The organism is Pseudomonas sp. FW305-7, assembly GCF_058786735.1.
Genome location: NZ_JBYSZA010000031.1, coordinates 23,565 through 49,516, shown reverse-complemented (window position 1 = coordinate 49,516; position 25,952 = coordinate 23,565). Strand labels below are relative to the sequence as shown.

Annotated in this window: 10 protein-coding genes; 4 read left to right on the top strand and 6 right to left on the bottom strand. The window is 60.1% G+C overall.

What is annotated here, in order from left to right; translation table 11 throughout:
• Positions 1-58: 58 nt before the first annotated feature.
• The 4 genes from purH (at position 59) to AC3WMT_RS26515 (ending at position 6,654) form a co-directional block, all read left to right on the top strand.
• Positions 59-1,666, top strand: a complete 1,608-nt coding sequence (gene purH / locus AC3WMT_RS26530) for a bifunctional phosphoribosylaminoimidazolecarboxamide formyltransferase/IMP cyclohydrolase (protein WP_103306129.1) — start codon at positions 59-61, stop codon at positions 1,664-1,666.
• Positions 1,667-1,822: 156 nt separating this feature from the next.
• Positions 1,823-3,118 (top strand): phosphoribosylamine--glycine ligase, encoded by a 1,296-nt coding sequence (gene purD / locus AC3WMT_RS26525; RefSeq protein ID WP_103306128.1) that lies wholly within the window; start codon positions 1,823-1,825, stop codon positions 3,116-3,118.
• A gap of 99 nt (positions 3,119-3,217) precedes the next feature.
• Positions 3,218-5,995 carry a hybrid sensor histidine kinase/response regulator gene (locus tag AC3WMT_RS26520; RefSeq protein WP_103306127.1) on the top strand — a complete coding sequence of 926 codons (2,778 nt, stop codon included), beginning with the start codon at positions 3,218-3,220 and terminating at the stop codon, positions 5,993-5,995.
• Between the two features lie 62 nt (positions 5,996-6,057).
• Positions 6,058-6,654: a MarC family protein gene (locus AC3WMT_RS26515; protein WP_064593220.1), complete on the top strand. Its 597-nt coding sequence runs from the start codon at positions 6,058-6,060 to the stop codon at positions 6,652-6,654.
• A gap of 78 nt (positions 6,655-6,732) precedes the next feature.
• On the opposite strand, the gene AC3WMT_RS26510 is transcribed toward AC3WMT_RS26515, so the two are convergent.
• The 6 genes from AC3WMT_RS26510 to cobG form a co-directional block, all read right to left on the bottom strand.
• Positions 6,733-13,791, bottom strand: a complete 7,059-nt coding sequence (locus AC3WMT_RS26510) for a TcdA/TcdB pore-forming domain-containing protein (RefSeq protein ID WP_103306126.1) — start codon at positions 13,789-13,791, stop codon at positions 6,733-6,735.
• Between the two features lie 279 nt (positions 13,792-14,070).
• Positions 14,071-21,228, bottom strand: a complete 7,158-nt coding sequence (locus AC3WMT_RS26505) for a TcdA/TcdB pore-forming domain-containing protein (protein WP_103306125.1) — start codon at positions 21,226-21,228, stop codon at positions 14,071-14,073.
• A gap of 310 nt (positions 21,229-21,538) precedes the next feature.
• Positions 21,539-23,239: a precorrin-3B C(17)-methyltransferase gene (gene cobJ, locus AC3WMT_RS26500; RefSeq protein ID WP_103306124.1), complete on the bottom strand. Its 1,701-nt coding sequence runs from the start codon at positions 23,237-23,239 to the stop codon at positions 21,539-21,541.
• Positions 23,239-23,973, bottom strand: coding sequence for a precorrin-2 C(20)-methyltransferase (locus AC3WMT_RS26495; protein ID WP_371919331.1), 735 nt, complete (start codon positions 23,971-23,973; stop codon positions 23,239-23,241). Before AC3WMT_RS26495 ends, cobJ begins: the two co-directional genes overlap by 1 nt.
• A complete protein-coding gene (locus AC3WMT_RS26490; protein WP_103306123.1) occupies positions 23,970-24,596 on the bottom strand; it encodes a precorrin-8X methylmutase in 627 nt (208 codons plus the stop codon). Before AC3WMT_RS26490 ends, AC3WMT_RS26495 begins: the two co-directional genes overlap by 4 nt.
• The gene (gene cobG / locus AC3WMT_RS26485) at positions 24,589-25,887 is read right to left on the bottom strand and encodes a precorrin-3B synthase (protein WP_103306122.1); all 1,299 of its coding nucleotides are present in this window, start codon (positions 25,885-25,887) and stop codon (positions 24,589-24,591) included. Before cobG ends, AC3WMT_RS26490 begins: the two co-directional genes overlap by 8 nt.
• Positions 25,888-25,952 lie beyond the last annotated feature (65 nt).

Genomic DNA, 25,952 nt, shown 5'->3' with positions numbered 1-25,952 from the left:
CCCGCGTAAAACCGGTCGCCTTTTTTGCTGACTTCCTTTGCTTTTGATGGAAATTGAGATGACCGACCAGACTACCCGCCTGCCGATCCGCCGCGCCTTGATCAGCGTTTCCGACAAGACCGGGATCCTCGAATTCGCCAAGGAGCTTGAAGCTCTGGGCGTCGAGATCCTCTCCACCGGCGGAACGTTCAAGCTGCTGCGCGACAACGGCGTTGCCGCAGTGGAAGTCGCGGACTACACCGGCTTCGCGGAAATGATGGACGGCCGGGTGAAAACCCTGCACCCGAAAATCCACGGCGGGATCCTCGGTCGTCGCGGTATCGACGACGCAATCATGAACGAACACGGCATCAAGCCGATCGATCTGGTGGCGGTCAACCTGTACCCGTTCGAAGCCACCATCAACAAGCCAGGCTGCGACCTGCCGACCGCCATCGAGAATATCGACATCGGCGGCCCGACCATGGTCCGTTCGGCGGCGAAAAACCATAAAGACGTGGCCATCGTGGTGAATGCCAGCGATTACGCCAACGTTTTGGAAAACCTCAAGGCCGGTGGCCTGACCTACGCTCAGCGTTTCGACCTGATGCTCAAGGCGTTCGAACACACTGCCGCCTACGACGGCATGATCGCCAACTACATGGGCACCGTGAACCAGGCTGCCGAGACACTCAGCACCGAAGGCCGCAGCGAATTCCCGCGCACCTTCAACAGCCAGTTCATCAAGGCGCAGGAAATGCGTTACGGCGAGAACCCGCACCAGAGCGCGGCGTTCTATGTTGAGGCCAAGCCTGCCGAAGTCGGTATCGCCACCGCGACCCAGCTGCAAGGCAAAGAACTGTCGTACAACAACGTGGCCGACACCGACGCCGCGCTGGAATGCGTGAAGAGCTTCGTCAAACCGGCCTGCGTGATCGTCAAGCACGCCAACCCGTGCGGCGTGGCCGTGAGCCCGGACGCTGAAGGCGGTATTCGTCAGGCCTACGAACTGGCTTACGCCACCGACACCGAGTCGGCATTCGGCGGCATCATCGCCTTCAACCGTGAACTGGATGCCGAGACCGCCAAGGCGATCGTCGAGCGTCAGTTCGTTGAAGTGATCATCGCCCCGAGCGTCAGCGAAGAAGCTCGCGCCATTGTCGCGGCCAAAGCCAACGTACGCCTGCTGGCCTGCGGCGAGTGGTCGGCTGACCGCGCAGCGGCCTGGGACTACAAGCGTGTCAACGGTGGCCTGCTGGTGCAGAGCCGTGACATCGGCATGATCGGCAGCGAAGACCTGAAAGTCGTGACCAAGCGTGCACCGACCGAGCAGGAAATCAACGACCTGATCTTCGCCTGGAAAGTCGCCAAGTACGTTAAATCCAACGCCATCGTCTACGCCAAGAACCGTCAGACCATCGGTGTCGGCGCCGGCCAGATGAGCCGCGTAAACTCGGCGCGTATTGCCGCGATCAAAGCTGAGCACGCCGGCCTGCAAGTTGCCGGTTCGGTGATGGCGTCGGATGCGTTCTTCCCGTTCCGCGACGGCCTCGACAACGCAGCCAAGGTGGGTATCACTGCGGTGATCCAGCCGGGCGGCTCGATGCGTGATGCTGAAGTGATTGCTGCTGCTGATGAGGCCGGCATCGCCATGGTATTCACCGGCATGCGCCACTTCCGTCACTGATTCAACTCGATCCAAATGTGGGAGCTGGCTTGCCAGCGATAGCATCCCCTCGGTCTGACTGATGAACCGAGTCGCCTGCATCGCTGGCAAGCCAGCTCCCACAGAAAAGCAGCTTCAATGCTGCCTCCAGAATTAGCGTCATCCGAGGTTTTTGAAATGAATGTTTTGATCATTGGCAGCGGTGGCCGTGAACACGCCCTGGCCTGGAAAGTGGCTCAGGATCCGCGCGTGCAAAAGGTTTTTGTCGCGCCGGGCAACGCCGGTACTGCGATTGAAGCCAAGTGCGAGAACGTCGCCATCGACGTGCTGGCCCTCGAGCAGCTCGCAGACTTCGCCGAGAAAAACGTTTCCCTGACCATCGTCGGCCCGGAAGTGCCGCTGGTCGCTGGCGTCGTTGATCTGTTCCGCTCCCGTGGCCTGGACTGCTTCGGCCCGACCGCCGGTGCTGCGCAGCTGGAAGGCTCGAAAGCCTTCACCAAAGACTTCCTCGCACGCCACAAGATCCCGACCGCCGACTACCAGAACTTCACCGAGATCGAGCCGGCCCTGGCTTATCTGCGTGAAAAAGGCGCGCCGATCGTGATCAAGGCCGACGGCCTGGCTGCCGGTAAAGGCGTGATCGTCGCCATGACCCTGACTGAAGCCGAAGACGCGGTACGCGACATGCTCGCCGGCAACGCTTTCGGTGACGCCGGTTCGCGTGTGGTGATCGAAGAGTTCCTCGACGGTGAAGAAGCTTCATTCATCGTCATGGTCGACGGCAAAAACGTTCTGCCGATGGCCACCAGCCAGGACCACAAACGTGTTGGCGACGGCGACAGCGGCCCGAACACTGGCGGCATGGGTGCTTACTCCCCTGCCCCGGTGGTCACCGCCGACGTGCACAAACGCGTGATGGATCTGGTGATCTGGCCGACCGTGCGCGGCATGGCTGAAGAAGGCAACGTCTACACCGGCTTCCTCTACGCAGGTCTGATGATCGACAAGGCCGGTAACCCGAAAGTCATCGAGTTCAACTGCCGTTTCGGTGATCCGGAAACCCAACCGGTGATGCTGCGCCTGCAATCGAGCCTGGTGCTGCTGGTTGAAGCTGCACTGGCGCAGGCGCTGGACAAGGTTGAAGCGCAGTGGGATCCGCGTCCAAGCGTCGGCATCGTGCTGGCCGCTGGCGGCTACCCGGGCGACTACGCCAAAGGCGCGGCGATCAATGGTCTGGAGGCTGCGGCCAGCCTGGAAGGCAAAGTCTTCCACGCCGGCACTGCGCTGAAGGACGGTCAGGTTGTCACCGCCGGTGGCCGCGTGCTTTGCGCCACTGCCATGGGCGCCAGCGTCAGCGACGCGCAACAGCAGGCGTACAAGCTGGCAGCGGCCATCGACTGGGAAGGCTGCTTCTATCGCAAGGACATTGGCTACCGCGCCATTGCCCGTGAACGTGGCGAAACCCAGGAATAAGCTGCACACCAAGTCCGGCGAAGGATGCCCTTCCTCGCCGGGCTGTTCCGCCGTCGCGCATCGTTATATTCTGGCATCAACCTACGAAGGGATTTCGCCGTGCGCTGGCTCAGGATTGCCATAAGCTTCACCGTCACGCTGCTGACCTTGCTCTGCATGCTTCCGGCCCAGGCCGCGCAAGGCAGTGGCTGGTCGGTATTGCTTGATAATCAGGGCAATCTGCAATTAAGCGACATCCGTTCCGCTCGCTACACCAATCAATTCAGCCCCATCGACCTTGACCGCCTCACCGCGGCCGAGCCCGATGGCGCCTTGTGGCTGCGCTTCCGGCTGGCGCCGGGCAAGCACGAACAAGTGCTGCGCGTCTTCGCCCCCGACCTGTCGCACCTCAATCTGTACGTACTCGACGGCGACCAGCTGATCGAGCAACGCAACACCGGCACCGACCAGCCCCAGGCCGAACGGCCGTTGCCGAGCAGCGACTTCATGCTGCCGCTGCCGCAAAGCGACAAACCCCTCGACGTTTATCTGCGGATGGTTTCCGACCATCAGTTGCGCCCGCACATCACCCTGCAATCGGCGGTGATGAGCGCGGCCAATCATAATCAGACGCTGATCTTCGGTTTGCTGTTCGGCTGTCTCGGCATGCTGCTGCTGCATAATCTGGTGCGTTACGCCTATTCCCGTTCGCGCAGCAGCCTGTGGCTGGCGGTGTGCGAAGGGCTGCTGGGCCTCAGTCTGTTGTTGTTGCTCAACCTCGCCGGCCCGTGGCTGCCGAACTGGCACGCGATCCAGACCCCGGGCGCCTATCTGGCCTTGCTGCTGACCGCCCCGGCCGGGTTGATGTTCGCCTTGCGCTTCTTCGCTCCACTCGGCCCGCACCCGCTGAACAAACTGCTGCTGGGCGACATCCTGTTCATCGTGACCTGTAGCTTGCTGCTGTTGTTCGTCAACACCCTGCCGCTGAACATCATCACTTACGCGCTGGTGGCGCTGGCCGGCCTGAGCATGTTGCTGGTCGCCTCCTATCACTGGCAGAAAGGCTACCGCCCGGCACGCCTGTTCGTGGCCGCGATGGTGGTGTTCAACATCGGTACGCTGATCATTCTTCCGGCGCTGCTGGGGCTGACGCTGGTCGCACCGCAAGGCTTGATCATGACGTTGATGGCATTCATCTGCGTCAGTGGCCTGCTGATGAGCATTGCGCTGGGCGAGCGTCAGCGCAGCATCACCGAAAGCCGTTTCAGCATCAGCCGCGACCTCGCCGCCAGCAATGCCGAGATCAACGCCAAGGCCGAATTCCTCGCCAAGATCAGCCATGAGATCCGCACCCCGATGAACGGTGTGCTGGGCATGACCGAACTGCTGCTCGGTACGCCGCTGTCGGTCAAGCAACGTGACTACGTGCAAACCATCCACAGCGCCGGCAACGAACTGCTGACCCTGATCAACGAGATCCTCGACATCTCCAAGCTCGAATCCGGGCAGATCGAACTCGACGACGTGCAGTTCGACCTCAACGCCTTGATCGACGATTGCCTGAGCATCTACCGCGCCAAGGCCGAACAACAGAATGTCGAGCTGATCAGCTTCATTCAGCCGCAAGTGCCACGGGTGATCAGCGGCGACCCGACGCGTCTGCGCCAGACCCTGCTGAGCCTGTTGGAAAACGCCCTGAAGAAAACCGAAGAAGGCGAGGTGCTGATTGTGGTCGCCCTCGACGAGCGCAGCAGCAAACCGCGCCTGCGCATCGCCGTGCAGGACAGTGGCGCACCGATGGAACAAGAAGAGCGCGACGCGCTGATGCACGCCGAACTGCACAGCAAGCACTTTCTCTCGGCCAATCGACTGGGCGGCAATCTGGGCCTGGTGATCGCGCGGCAACTGATCCGTTTGATGCAAGGTGAATTCGGCATCAAGAGCGGCACCAATCAGGGCAGCACCCTGTGGCTGACCCTGCCGCTGGACCCTGACCGCCTCGAACATCCAACGTCCGATCTCGACAGTCCGCTGCAAGGCGCACGGGTGCTGGTGGTCGACGACAACGACACCTGCCGCAAAGTCCTCGTACAGCAATGCAGCGCCTGGGGCCTCAACGTCAGCGCCGTGCCATCGGGCAAGGAAGCGCTGGCGTTGCTGCGTACCAAGGCGCACCTGCGCGATTACTTTGATGTGGTCCTGCTCGATCAGAACATGCCCGGCATGACCGGCATGCAACTGGCGGCCAAGATCAAGGAAGACCCGAGCCTGAACCACGACATTCTGCTGATCATGCTCACCGGCATCAGCAACGCGCCGAGCAAGATCATTGCGCGCAATTCGGGGATCAAACGCATCCTTGCCAAACCGGTGGCCGGCTACACCCTCAAGACCACCCTGGCGGACGAACTCAACCAGCGCAACAAAGGTCAGGTAGTGTTTCAGCCACAAGTGGTCACCCCGGCCACAGCGGCGAAAGTGCCCAGCGACTTCCGCATCCTCGTCGCCGAAGACAATACGATTTCCACCAAAGTGATTCGCGGCATGCTCGGCAAACTCAACCTGCAACCGGATACCGCCAGCAACGGCGAAGAAGCGCTGCAAGCGATGAAAGCCCAGCGTTACGATCTGGTGTTGATGGATTGTGAAATGCCGGTATTGGACGGTTTCTCCGCGACCCAGCAATTGCGTGCGTGGGAAGTCAGCAACCAACGGATCCGCACGCCGATCGTCGCGCTGACGGCGCACATCCTCGCCGAGCACAAGGAGCGCGCGCGACAAGCGGGGATGGATGGGCACATGTCCAAACCCGTCGAGCTGTCGCAGTTGCGCGAATTGATCGAGCACTGGGTTGCCCAGCGTGATCAGCAGAACCGGGCCACCCCACTACCGTCCTGAGCCGACAGACTGTTTGGCGCCTGATAGACTCCCTCGACTTCCCTCGCCAGTGAGCTTGCCCAATGCTCCACGTGTTATTCAGCGTTTACCTGAAGATGCTGGTGCTCTACAGCCCGTTCTTCGTGTTGTCCTGCTTTATCAGCCTGACCCGGGGTTATTCGCGCAAGGAGCAACGACGCCTGGCCTGGAAAGTAGCCATCGCCACCCTGGTCTCCAGCGTCTTGCTGTATCTGTTCGGGCGGGTGATTTTCGATGTGTTCGGCATCACAGTGGATGCCTTCCGGATCGGCGCCGGCAGCGTGCTGTTCATTTCGGCGCTGGGCATGGCCCAAGGCAAGTCAGTGGTGCAAACCGACAATGTGCAGCAGGACGTGACCATCGTGCCGCTGACCATTCCGCTGACCGTCGGCCCCGGCACCATCGGTGCGCTGCTGGTAATGGGCGTCAGCCAGCCGCACTGGGACGACAAACTCACGGCGATCATGAGTATTGCCCTGGCCAGTTTCACGGTGGGCGTGGTGCTGTATCTGTCGAACCGCATCGAGCGGATTCTCGGTGATCAGGGCTTGCAGATCGTCAGCCGTCTGATGGGTTTGTTTGTCTGCGCCCTGGCGGCGCAGATCATCTTCACCGGGGTCAAAGGCTATCTGGTGCCCTGAGAGCTGACGCCGGGGTAATGACCGCACAGCAAAACGCCGCGAACGCTATCGTTCGCGGCGTTTTGCTGTCGGCCTGACTTAACCGGCGCTCGCCGGCTCTGCCATCAGCGCCTGCAACGTCACGTTTTTCGTGCGCACGTTGCCGGCCTGCAAGCGCTGCACCCATGTCGATATGGCATGGGATTGCTGTTTTTTGAACGCGAGGAAGACCTCGCCACGCAACGTCACGTCAGCGGCACAGACATCTCGGAAGATCAGGCTGTGCTCACTGTCCGGGTCAACGATCAGCAGATGATCCCCGATGATCTCGAACAGCAGTTTTTCCGGCGAATCAAAATCCCAGATCAGCTTGCCCGGCACCGCCGGCACTTCACCCAGCGCATGCCGGCAGTCGATGATCAGCGAGTCGAGCCGCAACCAGGCGGCCTTCGACAGCTTGCAGGTGACGTTACCCTGTCCCAGACGCAGCACCATCGTGTTGACGTCATCGGGAATCAACGGCAGCAGATCATCCAGCCTGTTCTGCCCCGCCACGGTCACCACGTGAGCATCGCGCTCCAGGTAGTCGAACTTCCCGAGGCTGTGCATGCCCGGGTAAACCTGCACCGTGCCATCCCGAGGTTCGTGCAGCAACACCTTGGTTGGCGCCTCGCTCTGTGACGGGTTTTGCGTGCCGAGCAACGCGAAGTCAGTGGGCAGGGTGTTACTGGTGATGTGCAGCAGCCTGGCGCTTTGCACGTCATACCATTGCAGGCTGTCAGGCGCGGATTCGACGGTAACGAAATCTTCGTGATCCACCTCGCTCAACAACCCTTGCAACCGTGCAACCAGAGAGCCGTCCTGCGACATCACCCAATGCCGATTGACCGCACAGACCACCTCCGGCGCCTGATAGCGCAGCTTCATCGACACGCCCTCGCGTGTTGTGCCATATAACCCGGAGCCATCAACACGCACTTCAGCAAACTGCCACTCGGCCCACTCCTGGCTCGGGGTCGGCAGTGCGTCTGCCTCTAACAGCTGCGAACCCTTGCCGAAAGCACGGTCGAGGTTCTGCGGCTCAATCAGTTCCTGGCTCCAGATCTCGCCACTGGACAGATTGAACAACCAACCGGCCTTGTTATCCGGCGTCAGGCCCAGCAGGCGCACTTCCTGGTCGCGCCCCAGGTCACACAACAGTAGGCGGTCATTCACAAACCAGGCGTTGAGGTTGCCGTTACCGGCGACGTTGCGTAACCCGACAATGGCGAAACTGTCGACTGGATAGCGCTTGGCGACCGACGCCAGCGCCAGCCACCATTGCGACCGATCCTTAAGCCATTGTTCACCGAGGCCGCCCAAGAGCAGATCGCCCTGGATGGTCAGATTGAAGAAGCGTCCAGCATCGTCGATTACCAGATACCCCCCGTCGACGGCCACCACCTGCGTCAACCCTTCGGGCTCGATCCAGCGGTTGGACCATTGCGCCTGGCCCTGCGTAACGGCTCGCTGCTGGCGGCACAGGGTCTGGTCGATCCGGTTGTAAACGAAGAACACATCAGCGTCGTCCGACATCGGCATCAGTACCAGATCGTTGAGGTTCCTGATCGAATTTTTCCAACCGCGAGCATGACGAGCCAGCGGCTGTGGATGGATCAGCAGTCGATCTGCACTGCGGATCCATACCAGGTCGCGCTTGTCCGTAGCGAATGCCCAACTGACCGAAACATAGGCCGCCGGCTGCCAGTCCACAACCGTGAACTCTTCCTTCTCGGGTAACACAGGGGCGGTCAGATACTGGCCCAATAACAATGACCAGTCGGCCAGCGTATCACTGGCAAACGCGATGGACTGCAGCTCACGGTGCAGATCGTAAGTCACCGAACTGAGCAGCAACTGACCGTCATGGATCAGATAACTCAACTCGCGCGGGCCATCGACATCGCTGACGGTTTGCACAAAATGAATCACGCCGTGGGCATCGGTCTGGAACTTGCCAATCGTGCTGTCGCCTTCGGCGAGCAGTAGACGGTATCGATACTTGAGCAGGCCGCTGAGTGCATCCACCTGCCAGATATCGTAGCTGTCCGTTACGCAGAAGTACGCATAGCCACCGGCGACCAGCGCCAGTTGCGCCTCCTCGGTGTCCCCGGCGTCCTCGGTGCGGATGTACAGAAAGCGCTCTTCGTGGGCGTCATACCAGGCTGTGACGTGACGGGGCTGCTGCGGTGATTCGAACGGGATCAGCCAGTCATGAATCGGTGTGTAGGGCAGCAGCAGACGATGCTCGCCAGCCAACGCTTTGTAGTGCTCGAGCAACGCCTGCTCATCGAGCCCGGCGGGCGCACTCTGTTCGAGGATGTCCAGCTGACGCTTGACCTGATCAACGTAAAACAGTTGCTGACCGGCCGTGCGGATCAGCACGGCATGAGCCCCATGACCGGACAATTTCACGTGAACATCGCCGATGTACAGATCACCCCGTTCGATGCGGATATCCGCTTCACCGGCCCAGCCCGCCTCCAGCACCCAGCGGCAACTTTTCAGACTCGGCGACTGCAACTCGACGTTGGCGCCGCGATTGAGCACCAGTGTGCAGGACGCCCCGGCGCTGGAAATTTTGTAGGAGACTTTGCCTTTCCAGGCACTTGGCAGCGACGGCACCACGAGCGTGCGTTCGACCGCGTCCAACTGCACTTCGAGGGTGGTCTCGCGATAATCGGCAAACAGTCGCTGCACGATGTAATCGGAAGGAAACGAATAAAACGAAAACCGGAACAGCCATGTACCGTCCGCCTGAATTTTTTCCAGACGCCGAGCCGTATCGAATCCACTGTCGTGGCGCCAGTTGGCAAACGGCAACGCCTTGTACTCGTAGCCGTAGCAAGTCTGCGGTGTGCACGGCAGCACGATGGTCTGCCCGGCGGATGGCGTAAAGGCGATCTCTCCCGGCAGGTGCAACTGCTGGCGGATATCAATCGCCCGGGCATAGTCGACGTCGTAGTCCGGTACACCGAAGTGGTCACGTAACGGGTACAGCTTCGGGCTGTCGAGGTGCAATTTGCCCTTGCCCAGATCAATGCGTTTGACCAGCAGCGAAGGCTGCACAGTCCAGACCCCAAGAGTGGCATCGAAGCGGTATCCGACTCCGCGATAAGCGTGCTCCAGGTCAGCGAAGAATTTGCCGACGGCCTGCGCATCACGCGCAATGCCGGCAAAGCCCTGAGCGAGTGCCGCGACACCGACAGCAAGGCCGCCGACGATCACGCCGACCCCGCCCAAAACCGCCGCCGCCGTCGAGGCTCCGGTCAATGCCGCACCCACACCCGCCCCTGTCAATGCCAGGCTGGCCGAGTCAAAAGCCAATTGAGTGCCGAACTGAGCCTTTTCGACATCGTCCTCGGCAGTCGCCAACTGATAGATATCAAAGCCGACGTTAGCCAGCCCCAGCACAGCGCCGACACCCTCATTGGCGGCGTGGCCCAGCGCTTCGCTGACCACCGGCGCCACGGTGCGAGCGATAACCTTTTCTTCGTTGAGTGCCGTGCGCACCAGACGAATCAGTCCGACCACGTCCACCACGTTGCCATGCACCAACTGTGCATAGTTGACGTAAGCGTGCAGGCGCACGGCTGTGGTCAGCGTGCGACCCTCGCCTTCGCGGCTGCGCAACGCGTTCATCAACGCTTGAATGGTGAAACCGGCATTAAGGGTATGCACGCTGCCGGCCTCGGTCGGATCGATCACGCCCGTCGTCGGCTGCGGTTTGCGCGCCAGATTGGAAAACTGCTCGGACAGCCAGGTCTTGATCCGCAGCAGTCGATGGTCTTCGCTGAGCACTTCAACCACGTGTTCAGGCTTCGACGGATCAATCAGGCTCAGTCGATACTTGCCTTCGGGCGTGACCTCAAGGGTGTCGAACAACGGCACCAGCGTGCTTGCCGAAGGATGCAGCTCTTGCAGAGCCGTCGTCGCCTCAGCCATTTGCTGGCCCCACCAATGGCTGTCCAGCCCCAGCAGGCTTCGCCCCAGATGCGCATTGTCGGCCAACGACCGCCCATGTGCGCTATTCAAACGCTGGCGCAGCTTTTGTGCCGGTTGTCCCGGCAACGGGTCCGCTGTCAGGACTTTGGCCACTTCATACCCGGCCGACAGCGGCAAGGCCGCTATTCGTTCACCGTCCAGTTCGACCAGATCGAAGGTCGGCCGGGTATCGGCACCGTACGCGGCATAGTATTTCGCCATGCCCATCTTCAGCAGAAAATGCTCGAGCGCCGTCTTGAACATGACGGGATTGGTGAACTCGAAGACGCCGAAATTAGGGTCATAAAAGTGATAGGTGCTGACCTTGTCCACCACCGTTTTTGCCACCAGCATCGAATGATTGTCAGAGTTGAGCATCAGCGTACGGTTGGTCGCGTGGTTTTCCAGCGCAGTGGTGATCTGCGCCAGATCACCCCGACTCAAGGACGTGCCGACCTCGCCCAGTGGTGTTCCTCGCATTTCTTCCAACGCTTCTACAAAGGCAATCGAATCACTCTGCTGCGGCTCGAGAATGGCCAGATAACAACGTTCGCGCAGACGATGGGACGCCGTCTCGCCTTGGGTCAGGGCGGCGCTCATCATCAACGCCAAGGGGTAGCAGCGCGCGCCGATGGTCTCGCCGAGACCGTTGCGCATCAAATCCTGCGGTACCGGCTGGACGCTGCTGGCATTCATCTGAGCAAAGACCTGATCCACCCGCTCACCGATCTGCAAGCGATGCTCTAGGGTGGCGACCTGCTGGATCTGCGCCACATAACGGCCCCACTGTTGCAGGGTATGTGCCTTCGTCAGCGCGCCCTTCTTCAGCTCCAGCGCACTGGTCGATGGCGTTGAAGCGTCGATGACGTCAGCGGCCAGACCGTGAAGAAAGGCAGAGTCCTTGCGTTGATAAAGATGTCGCTCGATAGCCGCGTAACGACTCGATGCGCCGAGGTCGCGAACACCGTTGGCGAGGTTATCCAGAGCACCGCTGAATGTCGCGAAGTTCTGGTTATGCAGTGAATCCATCCCCAACAACGCGCCCAGTGCCAGACGCTGCAGCGGAGTCGTCTGGACAACGTCCAGTTCTCCATGCCCCAGCCCGGCCAGCACTTCGTCCAGCCCCAGCGTCTGGAATTTTGCATCGTTTGGAAACACGGGTGGCCGTGCACTGGCAGGTTGCTGCTTGATCGACTGACGATCGGCGAAGCTCAGCGGCAGCGGTTGCTCAAAGGTGATTGCACCGTTATGCCCTTCGCGCATCGCGTTGATGAAGGGTTCGCCAAGTCCATCGACCAGGCGCTGCAAGACATCAGTGAGCAACACCGCGCGTCCTTCGATCAACGGCCAGCCGTGTTCAAACTCAAGGGTCGAGCCCTTGAGCAATTCGCCGAGATCACCGTTGTAGCGGGTCGTATAATCGCCGGCGCTCCAGCTTTCCTTCTCTATTTTCAGCCAGTCCGCGTCGTTTTCCGTGTTGTCTTTCCAGGAGTGATCCAGTTCCTCTTCGGTGGACCGGTTGACCGAGGCATAACGGGCAATGGCCGACTCTGCGTTGATCATGGCGGCCTGCGAATCACTGAAATGCACCATGGCGTAATCGGCCATGCCATCAATGACCGCACCGGGGCCGGTCAGATAGATGGTGCCCTCGCTGCCAGGACGGATGCCATCACTGAAGTAAGTTGCGGCGGAAAATGCCAGAAATCTTGCAGGAATCTCCTGAATATCCGGGAGTGCGCCCAGTGAACCGTAGAATTTCTCCAGAATAGACTCGGCCAGCTTCCACCTGGTTTGACCATCGGTCAATGCGATACCGCGCTGCGTCGCCAGCAGCATCGTGGCATCGATCAGTTGATAGTTGAACCGGATACGTTGAATAACCGTTTGCAACGTGGCAGAGCCGGCGTGAGCCATCAGGAACGCGTTATTGATCTTCTGGCCTTCGGATACGGCACGCAGCATGAACGGGCGGGCCTGCAAATCGGTCGGTGCCTGAAACACCTGACTCAGTGCAGGAGAACTTTTCGCGAATGTCCGCAGCGCCGGCAAATGCTCTTCCGGAATGCTCATCAAGTGACCTTCGGAGTTTTTACGCCCCGGCATCCAGCCAGGGTTTTCATTCAGCAACAACTGCAAGACGCCGAGGCGCTCACTCGTCCCCATTGCCTGAACATCGACACCGCCCATTTTTTCCACCAGGGGTGGCAGGTTATCCACATCGGCATAACTGCCACTCTCGGTATACAGGGCTTCAAGACGAACGACGTCGGATGCCGCCGCAAGATTGCCGCGCAAGCGCATTTCACGCTCGTAGATATCCTGGAGTTGCAACGGTACTTCGCGCGTGTCCAGATCACGCAAATTGAAGCCGGCCTTGGCCATTTCCTGCATGCTGGCGCGATTACGTTCACGGAGTGCTTCGAGCGCATCGGCATCCTGGCCATAGGCGCGAACCAGCAAGTCGATTCGCGCATCATCGGCGGTGCCGCCGTTTGCCACGGCGGCATTGATGTGGGCGTACATTTGTTGCTTCAGAACAATCGCCCGTGCCTCGTAATGGTCAGCCAGTTCTGTTGGCGTAAGATCCTGGCCTGCGAATTGACCCAAGGCATCGGCCTTGGCGGCATCGACAATCAGCTTGTTGGTTTGATGCGCCAGCAGCGCATCACTGTCGTACCAGAGATTGAACGTGTAACCGTGATCCGCCAGCACCTGTTTCCAGATATTGAGGTAATCGCACTGAATGGCGCCCAGGCCACCACCCAACCAGGCAAAATGCAGCTTTTTGGGTACGGCGCTCGTCGGAGTTTTCAGCAACGCAATGCCCGATTGAACACGTGATTCGAACCCTTGCACTTTGTCGTAGATTTGCCCTGCCGCCGAAGACGCCGGAAGTTCGCCATCGCGGCGGACCCGCCCCTTGCCGAGCATTTGTTCAAGTGTCTGACGGAACAATCCCAACGGTTCAGGTAGTTGCGACGAATCTGTTGCGGCCACGCAAGCGAAGTAATAACGCAACATCGCCTCATAACTTTTGTTGCCTTTATGAGCGACTAGCGCCGTTTCAAGATCCGCCAGCTTGAAAAGTTTTACGAATTCGACTTCACCATTAACGCCTTGAACATTGCGCATAATTTCCAACTCATCAGATTAACCAAAGAGGACACGCTAACGATTGAAAACAGCGAATTCAAACCGCAAAAGATTCAATTATTTTCCGGTACTTGAAAAACTCGCACCGGCAAAATCCGGTAACTTCGCCTTTTTGGAACTTCATATTTCATTCCGGCACCAAAGCCACTTGAACCCCAACAAATACGGAGCAACCGCACACACTTCATCATCATTTAAAATAAAAAAGGCCGTGAACTTATTGTTCACGACCTTACACTTTTAATTCTCCTTTATATGTCAGATGTCGTTATTAAAGAACGCCGCAATTGTGACCTCCCCATTATTACCCTGACGCTGTTCCAAAACATTCAGCCAGTGATCCAGCAGTAACCTCTCGTACTGACCGTCGACGTTAATGCTGATTTGCACCGGCACCCCCGATGCACCGTCTTCGGGTTTGACGTCACGCACAATCAGCGTGTGCGCATTGTCCGGATCGCTGAACAGCAAGTGCCCGTCGACCAGCGACACCAGTAGATGTCGGCAGTCGGCCATGTCCAGAACCAGCGTACCGATGACCGACTCTTCAGCGCCCTCTGGCTGTCGGGGATCGAGCACGATACAGTCCAGCCGCTGCCAGGCTTCGTCCGAGATCCGATAGGTCGATGCCTGCGCACCGAACGTCAGTAGCAACTTGTCGACGCCATCGGGCAGCATCGCCACGACATCGCTGACCACGCCGTTCATTTCCAGGGTCAGTACCTCTTTTTCACGCTGGGCATAGCTGTTCCCAAGCCAGATATCAGGCGCCGCACCACGACTGAAGATCAGCCCGTCCACCGGGTCGAAGAGCATCGGTACCGACGCGTTGCGCGTCCCCAGAAACACCGCCCATTGGCCATCCGCACGCCCGGCGACGTCGAACAGACGATCCAGTTGCGGCACGTAGTATTTGTAACGATTTCCGGCGTTTTCCACGGTCAGCACCGGCGCGTGGGTTTGGCCCTGCAGCAGTGTTTTCAAACGTGCCTGCAACTGTGTCGGCGTTTGCCCCGGAAGATACGACCACTGATTTTCCACGCTGATGACAAGCGCGGGCTGCTGATCCAGCAGTTGCAGATTCACCCCATCGCGAGTGCACCCGAGCAGGCCTTGTCCGTGTGCCGTCACCTCGGCAAACGTCCATTGCGCCCAGACCTTCTGTGCCACTGGCAAGCGTTCGGGACGCAGCAGTTGCCCGCCGGCAAACGCAGAATGCAATGCATCGATCCGGACCAGCGTCTGACGGTAGAGTTGCCCCGCCGAAACATCCAGCAGCCAGGCGGCCTGTTGATCAGGGGTCAGCCCCAGCAGCGACAGTTCCCTGCCGTGGCCGATGTCCGCCAACAGAAGCCGCTCACCGACGCACCACGCCGCGAGAACGCCACTGCCAGATACATTGCGCAAACCGATAATCGGGAACGGCGCCTCTTGCGTGGTTTTCATCAACGCGGGAAGTGCCGCCAGCCAGTCCGGGTGGCTGGCGAGCCAGCGCTGGCCGACACCGACGAATTTCAGCGAGGCATCGCGGTCGACTTCGAACAGTCGTCCGTCCGCTCGGGTGGCGATGTACCGACCGCCAAGCGAAGCGACTTCAACGACATCCGTCTCGAGAATGTCATCGATAAAACCGCCCGGGTCGTTCGGGTCGCCGTAACTGCGAATCAGCGCTGTCCGGTGCTTGTCGAAAAACAGCTGGCTTGATGCATCGGCCTGATCCCACATCAGCATGGCACGTTCGGGCGAACCACTGTCATCGCGAAAGAACGCGTTGTCGTGCAAACGAATCCACACCGAATACTGGAACTCACTAAACAGATGCACACGCCCGTTCACAAACGGAGTGGGTTTCCAGGTGCTGATCGACTCAGCCATGGCTGGCGTTCCGTCATCGAAGGTTTGCTCTGGCTGCAAGCGCTCGATCCACAGGCTCCAGTCCTGTTCGTCATTGGCAAACACCCGATCGTGGCGCCAGGTTTCCCAAGTGTTGATGCCGACGAGTGTCAGGCTCTGGGCGGCGATCACATAATCCATGGTCATGTTGGCGCCGAACGTTGTCCTTTTGCTGATGTGTTGCGTCACCCGCAGTTGCCCGTCAGCGAATTGCTCGACAGCGCTGATCGTTGAACCGCCGTCCGCGTTCATCAGCCGATAGCGGTGATTGACCGTGCCGGTGACGGTGTCGACACGCCAGAGGGTGGGATGGTCAGGGTGGTAGAACCAGGCGTGTTGACCGCTGACGCCGCCGAGCAGAAGGCCTTCATTGACCGCCTTCGGCAAATCCCGGGCATACAGCACCCGATCATTCGCGGTGTCGAAGTAAGCCGTGGTGAACACCGGTTGAGCTGCCGGCGTAAAAGGCACCTTGAACTTGTACAGCGGAAGGTAGGCCGCGGCCAATCGCTGCGCCTTGGCCAGTTGACGGATCCGCGCCAGAGCTTTCGGCAGACTGCCACGGTCTTCAAGGGTCACCCCAAAGGCGCCTTCGCCCGGCGCCACGCTGTTGTCCTCGACCGTGATGGACAGCAGACTCAAGCGCTTGCCTGTGCGATCAACCTGAAACAGCTCGCCACCGGCCAGACTGAGAAAGTCCACGCGCCCATCCAGCCGTATGCCGTCGATCAGCAGGGAGTCGCCCTCAAAGTGAATCTGCGTGTCTTTGACCCACGGTGCGTTGACCGCCCATTGACCAGGTGCGGCCACTTTCAGTGCAACGGTCACCAATCCCGGGGTCAGCCTGAGCTGAGACACTCCCGTCGAGCGGGCAGTGATTTCGTAGCTGATGAATGTGTGCCACTCCGGTGGCAGTTGCGGCACCACCAACTGGCGAACCAGGGCATCCAGTGTCACGACTATTTTCGTCGGCTGGCAGACCGGCGTCAGCTTGTAAAGAATGTGCGGAATCGGCGTATTGGCAAAGAAATAGAAACGTCGGTTGCCCTGTTTGTCGAGTTCCAGCTTATCCACGGCGCTGTTACGCAAATGGGGGTATTGGGTTTCGATACGCGGATTCAACAAGTGCTGGATCAACGCGCCGGGGTTAACAACCGATAAAAGATCCGGCGAGCTGATCTCACTCGATGTCAGCGGTTCGCGCTCCAACTCTCCGGCGCTGGGCTGATACGGGTAACCGGCTGTGCCAACCTGATACTCATAAGCGTAATAACAGCCCGGCGTGCAGGGCAGTACCACGGTGTGCAGCTCATCGGGCGAGGGGCGGATCAGGCCGATGACCTGCGGCAACTCCAGCGCCTCACGGATATTGATCGCCTGACTCAGCCGCTGCGGACTCGGGTCGATCTGCGGCAGTTCCAGGCCACCGCGAGTCATTGGGTAAAACTTCTGACTGTCGAAGCGGATCTGATTGCCGTGCAAATCGAGATGAGTGATCACAGCCTCCGGCTCGAAACTCAGCACACCATCCTTGCGCGTGTAGGCGCCTTGCCCGTAGGCGTCCTGAATCTTGCGCAGATGCGCGCCCACAGCCTGCGCCTTGTCGCTGATCTGCCCGAGGTTGCTGGCGATGGCCGTCGCACCAATGCCGACACCGAGCAACGGCACCGACAGAAACGTTGCCGCAGCGCCTGCGGCTCCACCGACGGCCAGGGCGAAAATATCCAGCCCCAATGCCGCGACATCAAACGCCAGTTGCGTAGCGAATCGCGAACGCTGCTCCTGGTTTTGCGCGACGCTCAGTCCATAGATGTCGAAACCGATATTGACCAGGGAAAATCCGACCCCAACCCCCGTCGACACACGCCCCAACAGTCGTCCAGACATAGACGACTGACGCAGCGCCAGTGCCTGCTCGCTCGCCGCCACCTGTCGCACCAAACCGATGATCTGCGCCGTGTCACTCAATACGCCATAGCCCAGTTGGGCATAGTTGACGTAGACCTGCACTTGCAGGGCGATCGACAACGCCGGTACTTGCGCGTCGCCGGCCAGGTAGTCGCGATGGCGCATCTCCGTGATCAGCGTCTGGATCGCAAAGGCAAAACTCAAGCGACTGCCGCCGTCGGCTTCGCTCGCGCCGCTGTCCCTGCCAGCCAGTGTTTTTACCAGGCGCTGCAGGTGCTGTTTGATCTTGCTGAAGCGCACATCGACGGTGGTGACCTTGAAGGTATTTTTCGGCTGGCGCGCGTCGACCAAGGTCAGCGAATACCCTGCCCCGGGGGCTTTTTCCACTGTCTCCAGCAAGGGCAGGTATTCACGCCCCAGCTTGTACTCGCTGCGCAACCGTGTGGTCGCCTCATCGAGTGCCTGCGCCCAGTAGCGGGCATCAAGTTGCGCGAGGCTGGCGCCCATGCGCGAGTTGTCACCCAGCGAGCGCGTGCGTCCGACAGCTTGCTTTTCCCAGACCGAAGCGCCTTGAGCATCAGTGATCACGCCGTTTTGCAGAAAACGACCGATCTTCACGTTCGACGACAGCACCTTGTCGGCAATCCTCGCCGCATTCAACTCGGTCACCTTGAACTGCGCCGCGTCGAGCTCACCCAGGCCATAAAGACGCGCTATCGCTCCGTCACCATCACCCAAGTAGCGTTCCATGCCCAATTGCAGCTCGCGTACCCCGTCAAAGCCGAAGATCGCAAAGTTGGGATCGTAAAAACGATAGACAACCTCACCCCTGAGCAAAACCTTGGCCAACAACAGCGCATGATCACCGGTATTGAGCAGCAGCATCGCCGGCGCGGTTTTCGCCTCCAGCGTCTGCACGATACTGTCCAGGCCATGCACGCCCTGCGGTGTACCCACCTCGGTCGCGGTGACTTCGTGCAACTCATCCAGCGCCAGCAGTAATGCCCGCGAATCAGGGTCGTCCGGCGACAGGCCGGCATTGGCCACCCGACCGATCAGCGCACGCTCGGCCGACTCGCCCAGCCCCAATGCCGAGGCCATCAGCAACGCCAACGGATAGCAGCGACGACCCGGATCGCCACCGGTGCGCATCAGCAGATCCTGCGGCATCTGCCGCGCGGACACCGCGCCGGCCTTGAAAAACACGTCTCGTACCTGCCCGCCGCGCTGGAGGATTTGCGTGTGATATTCGCGCTGTGCAGTGCTGTTTATCTGCCCGATACGCTCGCGCCATTGGGTCAGCGTCAGCGCTTCGTTCAACGCGAGCACCTTGAGCTCTTGCGCGGTGTGCGGGTCAGGTTGGGCAAGGCGCGTAACGCCGCTCTCAAGTACTGGCGCCTGCCGCTGATGCAGGGCGGTTTCGATGGCGTGGTAACGGGCGAACACGCCAGCCTCTGTGGTGTCCCGGGCGATGTTCGACACCTCCTGCCACACCTTGCCGAATCCTTCGGCATCCAGAGTCGTGGCGCCGAACACGCCCCCCAGCATGACGCGCAACAACGGGCTCAGGTGCTCGACACCGAGCGAGCCATGAGCAACGCGAGTGAACAGTTCGTTGAGGTTACTGGTGGACTCGGCGCCCAGCGAAACCGGGAGGTCACTGACGGGTTGCGCAAGAATCTGCTGACGGCTGTCGAAACCGATGGAAAACGCTTTATCGAAGTTGATATCGCCGCTCAACTTGTCCTTCATGGCGCGGATGAACGGTTCGCCGAGGTCGTCCATCAGTTGTTGCAGCACGGCCGTCAACAGCACCGGTTTGCCTTCGATTACCGGCCAGCCTTGTTTGAAGGTCAGGGTTTGTCCTTTCAATAACTCGGCGAGATTGCCGGCGTAACGGGATTTGAGCTTGCCGGACTGCCACTTTTCCTGTTCTTTTTTCAGCCATTGCTCGGGCTCATCATTCACGGTCCAGCCGGTGATGTTTTCTTCCTCTGTGGATAAATTAAAGCCTTCAGTCAACTTGAGTTCTTTGCGAACGGCTGCCCACTGCTCAAGCAATAGATGTGTTTCGGTGTACTTACCGACGCCTGCACTCGCCGCAGACGGACCGGTCAATACAATCGTGCCGCGCGCTTCGGGGCGAATCCCGTCCGAGTAGTACTTGTGAATTGCAGCACCCAAGAGCCCCATGTAGCGCATATCCGCGTGGGAAAGTGTGATGCCCTGGGACTTTCTCTCCTCCAGCACCTCAACAATGATGTCCTCCACGCGACGAGCGTTTGCCCAATCAGCCCCTGTTGCAACCATCCGGCGGTCAACCTCATAAAGGCAGTCATAGTTGAACCGGATGACTTCCATAATGGACAGGGTCATGTCCGCGCCGGGATGCGCCAGCATATGAGCGTTCATTTCCCCTCTTGAAGGATCGCTAAACGCTGTACCCAATCGAATAGCGTCTTGGGGAACCCGACTGACTGGTGGGGGAACGAAAATGTCCTGAAGAGCGGGCTTACTACGTGCAAATGCGGTTAACGCCTCTTCATGACCTGCGGGAATTGCGCCTGTTTCGTTCTTGTACCGAAGGGGGTCCCGCCCTGGCATCAACTCCTGGTTGTGATCCAGCAACAGTTTCAATACCCAGAGTCGTTCGTCTGGATGGAAACCTGTTATATCGACGCCGCCCAACTTCTCGGCCAGCGGCGGCAAGTAGTCTATGTCGCTGTAACGACCACCTTCCAGATACTCGGCCTGCAACCGCACGACATCACTGGCCGCCGCGAAATTGCCGCGCATGGCGACTTCCCGCTGGTAGACATCCTGCAAAAAGTGCCCGGCAAATTCGTGGCGAACGTCACGCAAATGCAGGTCCGGCCCGACCATGTTCAGGTGCGTGTCCAGACACTTCTGGCGAAAGGCTTCGAGCGTTGCGCGATCCTTGCCGTAGGCGCGCACCATCAGGTCAATCCGCGCTTCGTCCGCGCGCCCGGCCCACTGTGGCTGGTTGAGATACGCAAACATCTGGTGCTTGAGGACGCGGGCGCGGTCTTCGATCATTTGGGCCAGGATGCTGGGTTTTGTGACTTGATCCCCTCCAGTTTCCATCGCATGAACCCTGGCGCTGTCGAGAATGACCCGGTTCATCTCGAAGGCCAGCAGAGCGTCACTGTCGTACCAGAGGTTGAAGGTGTAATCCTGCGGTTTCAGCACTTCGCGCCAGATGTTCATGTAGTCGCGCTGATTGACCCCGACTTCACTGCCTCCTACCCAGACGAAATGCATGATATTCGGCACCGGTGAACTGGCCCCGGACAACAGCGTCAGCGTATTGGTCAGCCGCGAAACATAGTGTTCCACCCGCGTACTGATCCGATCGATCAATGCTGACGCGGGTGTTTTGCGGTTACGGCGTATTGCTGTCATGACCTCTTGAAAGAGTTTCACCGCCAACAGCTTTTCATCCAGCTCGACCGTTTCAATCGATGACTGGTAGTGCTGGATAAGTGCATCGTATTGCATCGAGCTGGCGTACTTCTTCACTGCCCGGGATACGTCTGAAAACTCTTCTGGCGAAATAAACTCGGGGTGCTCTGTCTGACTTTCAAAATTTCTCATCACTTTCCGTCCTTGAATGAATATGCAGCCATGCGCTTTGGCGGAAAGTTATTGCGCAAGGGCCGCGTATTCAAACGTGAAGCGATTCAAGTGATGACCATCGAAACATCAGACGACATTCAAACTGTTCCGCCGAATACTCCGGCGACAATTGCATTCAAAGATTGCCCGTTGCAATAACGCACAAAGCCGCGAACCCGGAGGTTCGCGGCTTTGTTGTTTGCAGTGATTATTAATGCCAAAAGTCTTGACCAGATCTCACCGCAATCGAAGTTGCTTACAAATACTTCTGTGCCGCAGAGAAGTACGATCAGGTATTCGGCTTTTCACCATACCAACGCGGTGTATAGACCCAGTCACCACCCGTCGCCCGAGGAAACGTGCAGGTGGTGGACGAACCAATCAGCACCATCGTGCGCATGTCCACTTGATCCGGGGTCAGCGCGCCCAATGTCGTGGTCCGCAAGGTTTGCCCCGGCCGGCCAATGTCACGCCCTAGCACCACCGGTGTTTCAGGCGTGCGGTGCTGCGCGACGATTTCCAGCGCCCGACCCAGCTGCCATGGACGGGCGCGGGAGATCGGGTTGTAGAACGCCAGCGCCAGATCCGCCTCGGCGGCCAGATCCAGACGCTTTTCGATGATCGACCACGGCTTGAGGTTGTCCGACAGCGACATCACGCAGAAGTCGTGGCCCAGCGGTGCGCCCGCCTGCGCGGCGGTGGCCAGCGAGGCCGAGACGCCCGGGAGGATTTCCAGATCGACGCTGTGCCAGGCCGGATCATCCGACTCGTGCAACGCTTCGAGCACCGCCGCCGCCATGGCGAACACGCCCGGGTCACCGGACGATACGACAATCACCGAACGACCCTGAGCGGCCAATCTGAAGGCGTGGCGGGCGCGCTGCATTTCTTCGCGGTTGTCGGTGCAGTGCTGCACTTGATCGTCGCGGAACGGACCGGCCATGCGCACGTAGGTTTCGTAGCCGAGCACATCGGTGGCGCGGGCCAGTTCGGCTTTCACCGCTGGCACCATCAATTCAGCCGCGCCGGGGCCGAGGCCGATCACGGCCAGACGACCGCGTGGGCGGCCGACTTTCTCGACGTCCAAGGGCTGTTCGGTGATCGCGATTGCCATGGCGTTCGCCGTGACGACTTGCGCCTCCGGCACGGCAGCAAGCGCCAGTGCCTCGATGCCATCCTGTGCCGCGACAAAGCGTAACGGCACACCCAGTTCAAGCGCTGCTTCGCGCAGATTCGCCGCAGCCATTTCAGTATCGGCCGCCACCAGACAGGCCAAAGCCTGCATCGCGACTTTCGCCTGCTGCAACGCTGAGCGAACGGCATTCGGCAGGTCCGCCACTGCGCTGCTCACCGCCACCGCGACACTGCGCGGGTAAATCAGCAACTCATTGGCACTCGCTGCACGCTCGGCGCTGCCAACATGAATCGAGCGCTGCGCCTGCGGATCTTCCGGCAATTGCGCTTGCTCCAGCCACGGCGCCGCACCTTCGATGCGCACGCTGTGCCCGGCCAGCAGATCGGAAACAAAGCGCTTGCCCAGCTCCAGATCGGCCAGCGCATAACCGCTCGGCGGGTTGAGCAGGCAGGTGCCAAAACGCAATTCGCCACTGGTGGTGATCGCTGCGGCGACGTGCAGCCCGGCCGCGATTTCCCGCGCCATGACATTCACGCCACCGAGGCCTCCGAGCAGTGGCACCACAGCGCTGCCGTCTTCGGCGACGGCCAGCACCGCTGGTTCGGCGCCTTTTTCCAGCAGCAGTGGCGCCAGTGTCCGAATGACAATCCCGGCAGCGCACAGGGCAATGATCGGCGTGTCCTGTTGATACAACGCGCGCAGAGTCGCGCCGAATTCCTGATAGGTGCAGTCGGCGCCTTCAACCCTTCCGGCGAGGCCGTGGATCTGCGCGGCCGGGTACACCTGCTGAATCCGGCGGGCCGTGGCCAGGCTGCCTTGGCCGAGTATGACGATGGCAGGAGTGGATGCAGTCATCAGCCTTGCCACCGTTCGCCGGGCACAATGATCAGCGAGAAGTACGGCGACGACATCGGCTCGACCTGATCCATCGGCACAATTTTCTGATTGGCCATGGTCGCGCGCTCAACGTACAGCGCGCGCTCGGCCAGACCGAGTTCTTCCAGCACCTGACGCACCTTGGGGAAATTGCGCCCCAATTTCATGATCACCGCTGCGTCGGCATCGGCCAGACGACGTTTCAGTTCTTCGTGGGGCAACACGCCAGAGAGCACCGACAGACTCTGATTGCGATACACCAGCGGCGCACCCAGCACCGAAGCGCCACCGAGCATCGAGCACACACCCGGCACCACTTGCGCTTCGTAGCGGCTGGCCAGCCGATCATGCAGATACATGTAGGAACCGTAGAAGAACGGATCACCCTCACAGATCACTGCCACGTCACGACCGGCATCCAGATGCGCGGCCACGGTTTCGGCGGCTTCGTCGTAGAAATCGCTGATGACCTGCTCATAGGACAGCGGTGCCGGCAGGACTTCAGTGGTCACCGGATACACCAGCGGCAGCAGATTTTGCGCGTCTTGCAGGTGTGCTTCGATGATGCCGAAAGCGTTGCCCTTTTTACCCTTGGCGACGAAGTACGCCACCACCGGCGATTCGCGCAGCAGGCGCAGGGCCTTGACGGTAATCAGCTCCGGATCACCGGGGCCGACGCCCAAGCCAATCAAACGTCCTTTTGCCTGCATCATTCGATCTCCGTGGCGAGGGCGTTGACCGCAGCGGCGGCCATGGCGCTGCCGCCGAGCCGACCTTGCATGATCACGAACGGCACGCCGCGACTGTCAGCGGCCAGCGCTGCTTTCGATTCGGCGGCACCGACGAAGCCCACGGGGAAGCCGAGGATCAGCGCCGGTTTCGGCGCGCCGGCGTCGAGCATTTCCAGCAGATAGAACAGCGCGGTCGGCGCATTGCCGATCACCACCACGCTGCCTGCCAGATGCGGGCGCCACAGTTCCAGTGCGGCAGCAGAGCGGGTGTTGCCCAACTCGCGGGCCAACTCCGGCACGCTGTCGTCGCGCAGGGTGCAGATCACTTGGTTGTTCGCCGGCAGACGTGTACGGGTGACGCCTTCGGACACCATTCGCGCATCACAGAGGATCGGTGCACCGGCGGCCAGCGCATCGCGCCCGGCCTTGCCCGCACCTTCAGAGAATTGCAGGCCGTCGACCGCCTCGACCATGCCGCAGGCGTGGATCACCCGCACCGCGAGTTTTTCCAGATCGGCCGGGATGCGCGCCAGATTGGCCTCGCTGCGAATGATCGCGAAGGAGTTGCGATAGATCTCCTGACCGTCGCGGATGTAATCAAGCATCAAGGGGGCTCCGGGAGCGGGCGGCGAGCAGGGTCGCGGCCGCTTCAATAGTAAGATTGCGTGCGTGCAACGCGCCGAAACCCGGCAGCGCTGCATCGCGAAAATAGAGGTCGTAATGACCCGCACTGACGGCCAGCAACGTCGCCGGGGCACAGTGAGCGGCTGCGCATGAACGCGTGCAACCGGACAAGTGCACGCTCTGCGCCTGGGGCAACAGCGTCGCCAGTCGTCGTGCATCGTGCTTGGTGTCGGCCAGACCTTTGCCGCAGCCGTTTGAGCCGGTGCAGGCAATGATTCTCGACAAGGGCTCAACGGCCTCGGTCAACAAGTTCAGGCTCTTGAGGCTTTCGAGCAATTGAGCGGCATCGCTCGCTTTTACGTTGGGCAGCAACAGACTCTGCCACGGTGTTAAGCGCACGCTGCCGTCGCCAAACTGGCGGGCCAGTCGAGCGGCACCGCGCAGCATGATCGGGTCGAGGCGACCGAGGGGCGGCACCGCGCCGACGTAAACAAGGTTGTCCGCGTTTTGTTGGTGAGCGCCGATATGCAGATCGCCTGTTGCCGGGGTGCGCTGCCAACCGCTGTTCGCCTTGATCGGCAGGCGTGCCCTGAGTTGTTCAAGAAATGCCAGCATCGGCAACTCATCGAGCAAATGACGCATCCGCGTCTGCTCGGGTCGAGCCAGATCCAGGAACAACTCCAGCACCACCACCACCAGCGCATGTGCGTTTTCCAGCGTCACGGCGCCGACCGCACGATCCGTCGGGCACCCAGCCAGACCGAACGCGAGCAACGCTTCGCCGTCGCGTTCGAAAGCCGACAACCACAGATCATGCGGGTGTTCGAGCATCGCCAGTGCTTCACCGCCATCCAGTTGCACAGCGAACTTGGCGCTCAACTCGTGGAAACGGGGGTGGCTTTGCAGCGTGTCGAGAATCTGCTCGGCGAGTGCGCGGGTGTCGAAGCGCATCTGCCGGTCAATCCCGGCGGTCGGGCTGAGCATCAGGTTGCGCACGTCGTCGCCCGCTGCGTTGCGTGGCCCAAGCCCGGCGGCGAGCAGCCTGTCGATCAGCGCACTGCTTTGCTCGCCGATCCCGCGAATCTGCAGATTGGCGCGGTTGGTCGCCTCGATCGCCCCGCCCGCGAATTGCTCGGCGGCATTGGCCACAGCATCTGCCTGGTCGGCGCTGATTGAGCCGCCATTGAGTTTGATCCGGCAGATGCCACCGTCCAATGCCTGGACAATACGCAGCAACCCCGGGCAAGCCGAGGGGCGTATGGCGGTGGACATCGGGCGTTCGTTCAAGGGGCTGACCGGTTGCGTGTGAAAGGCGCGGTATTATGCCTGCTTTGTCC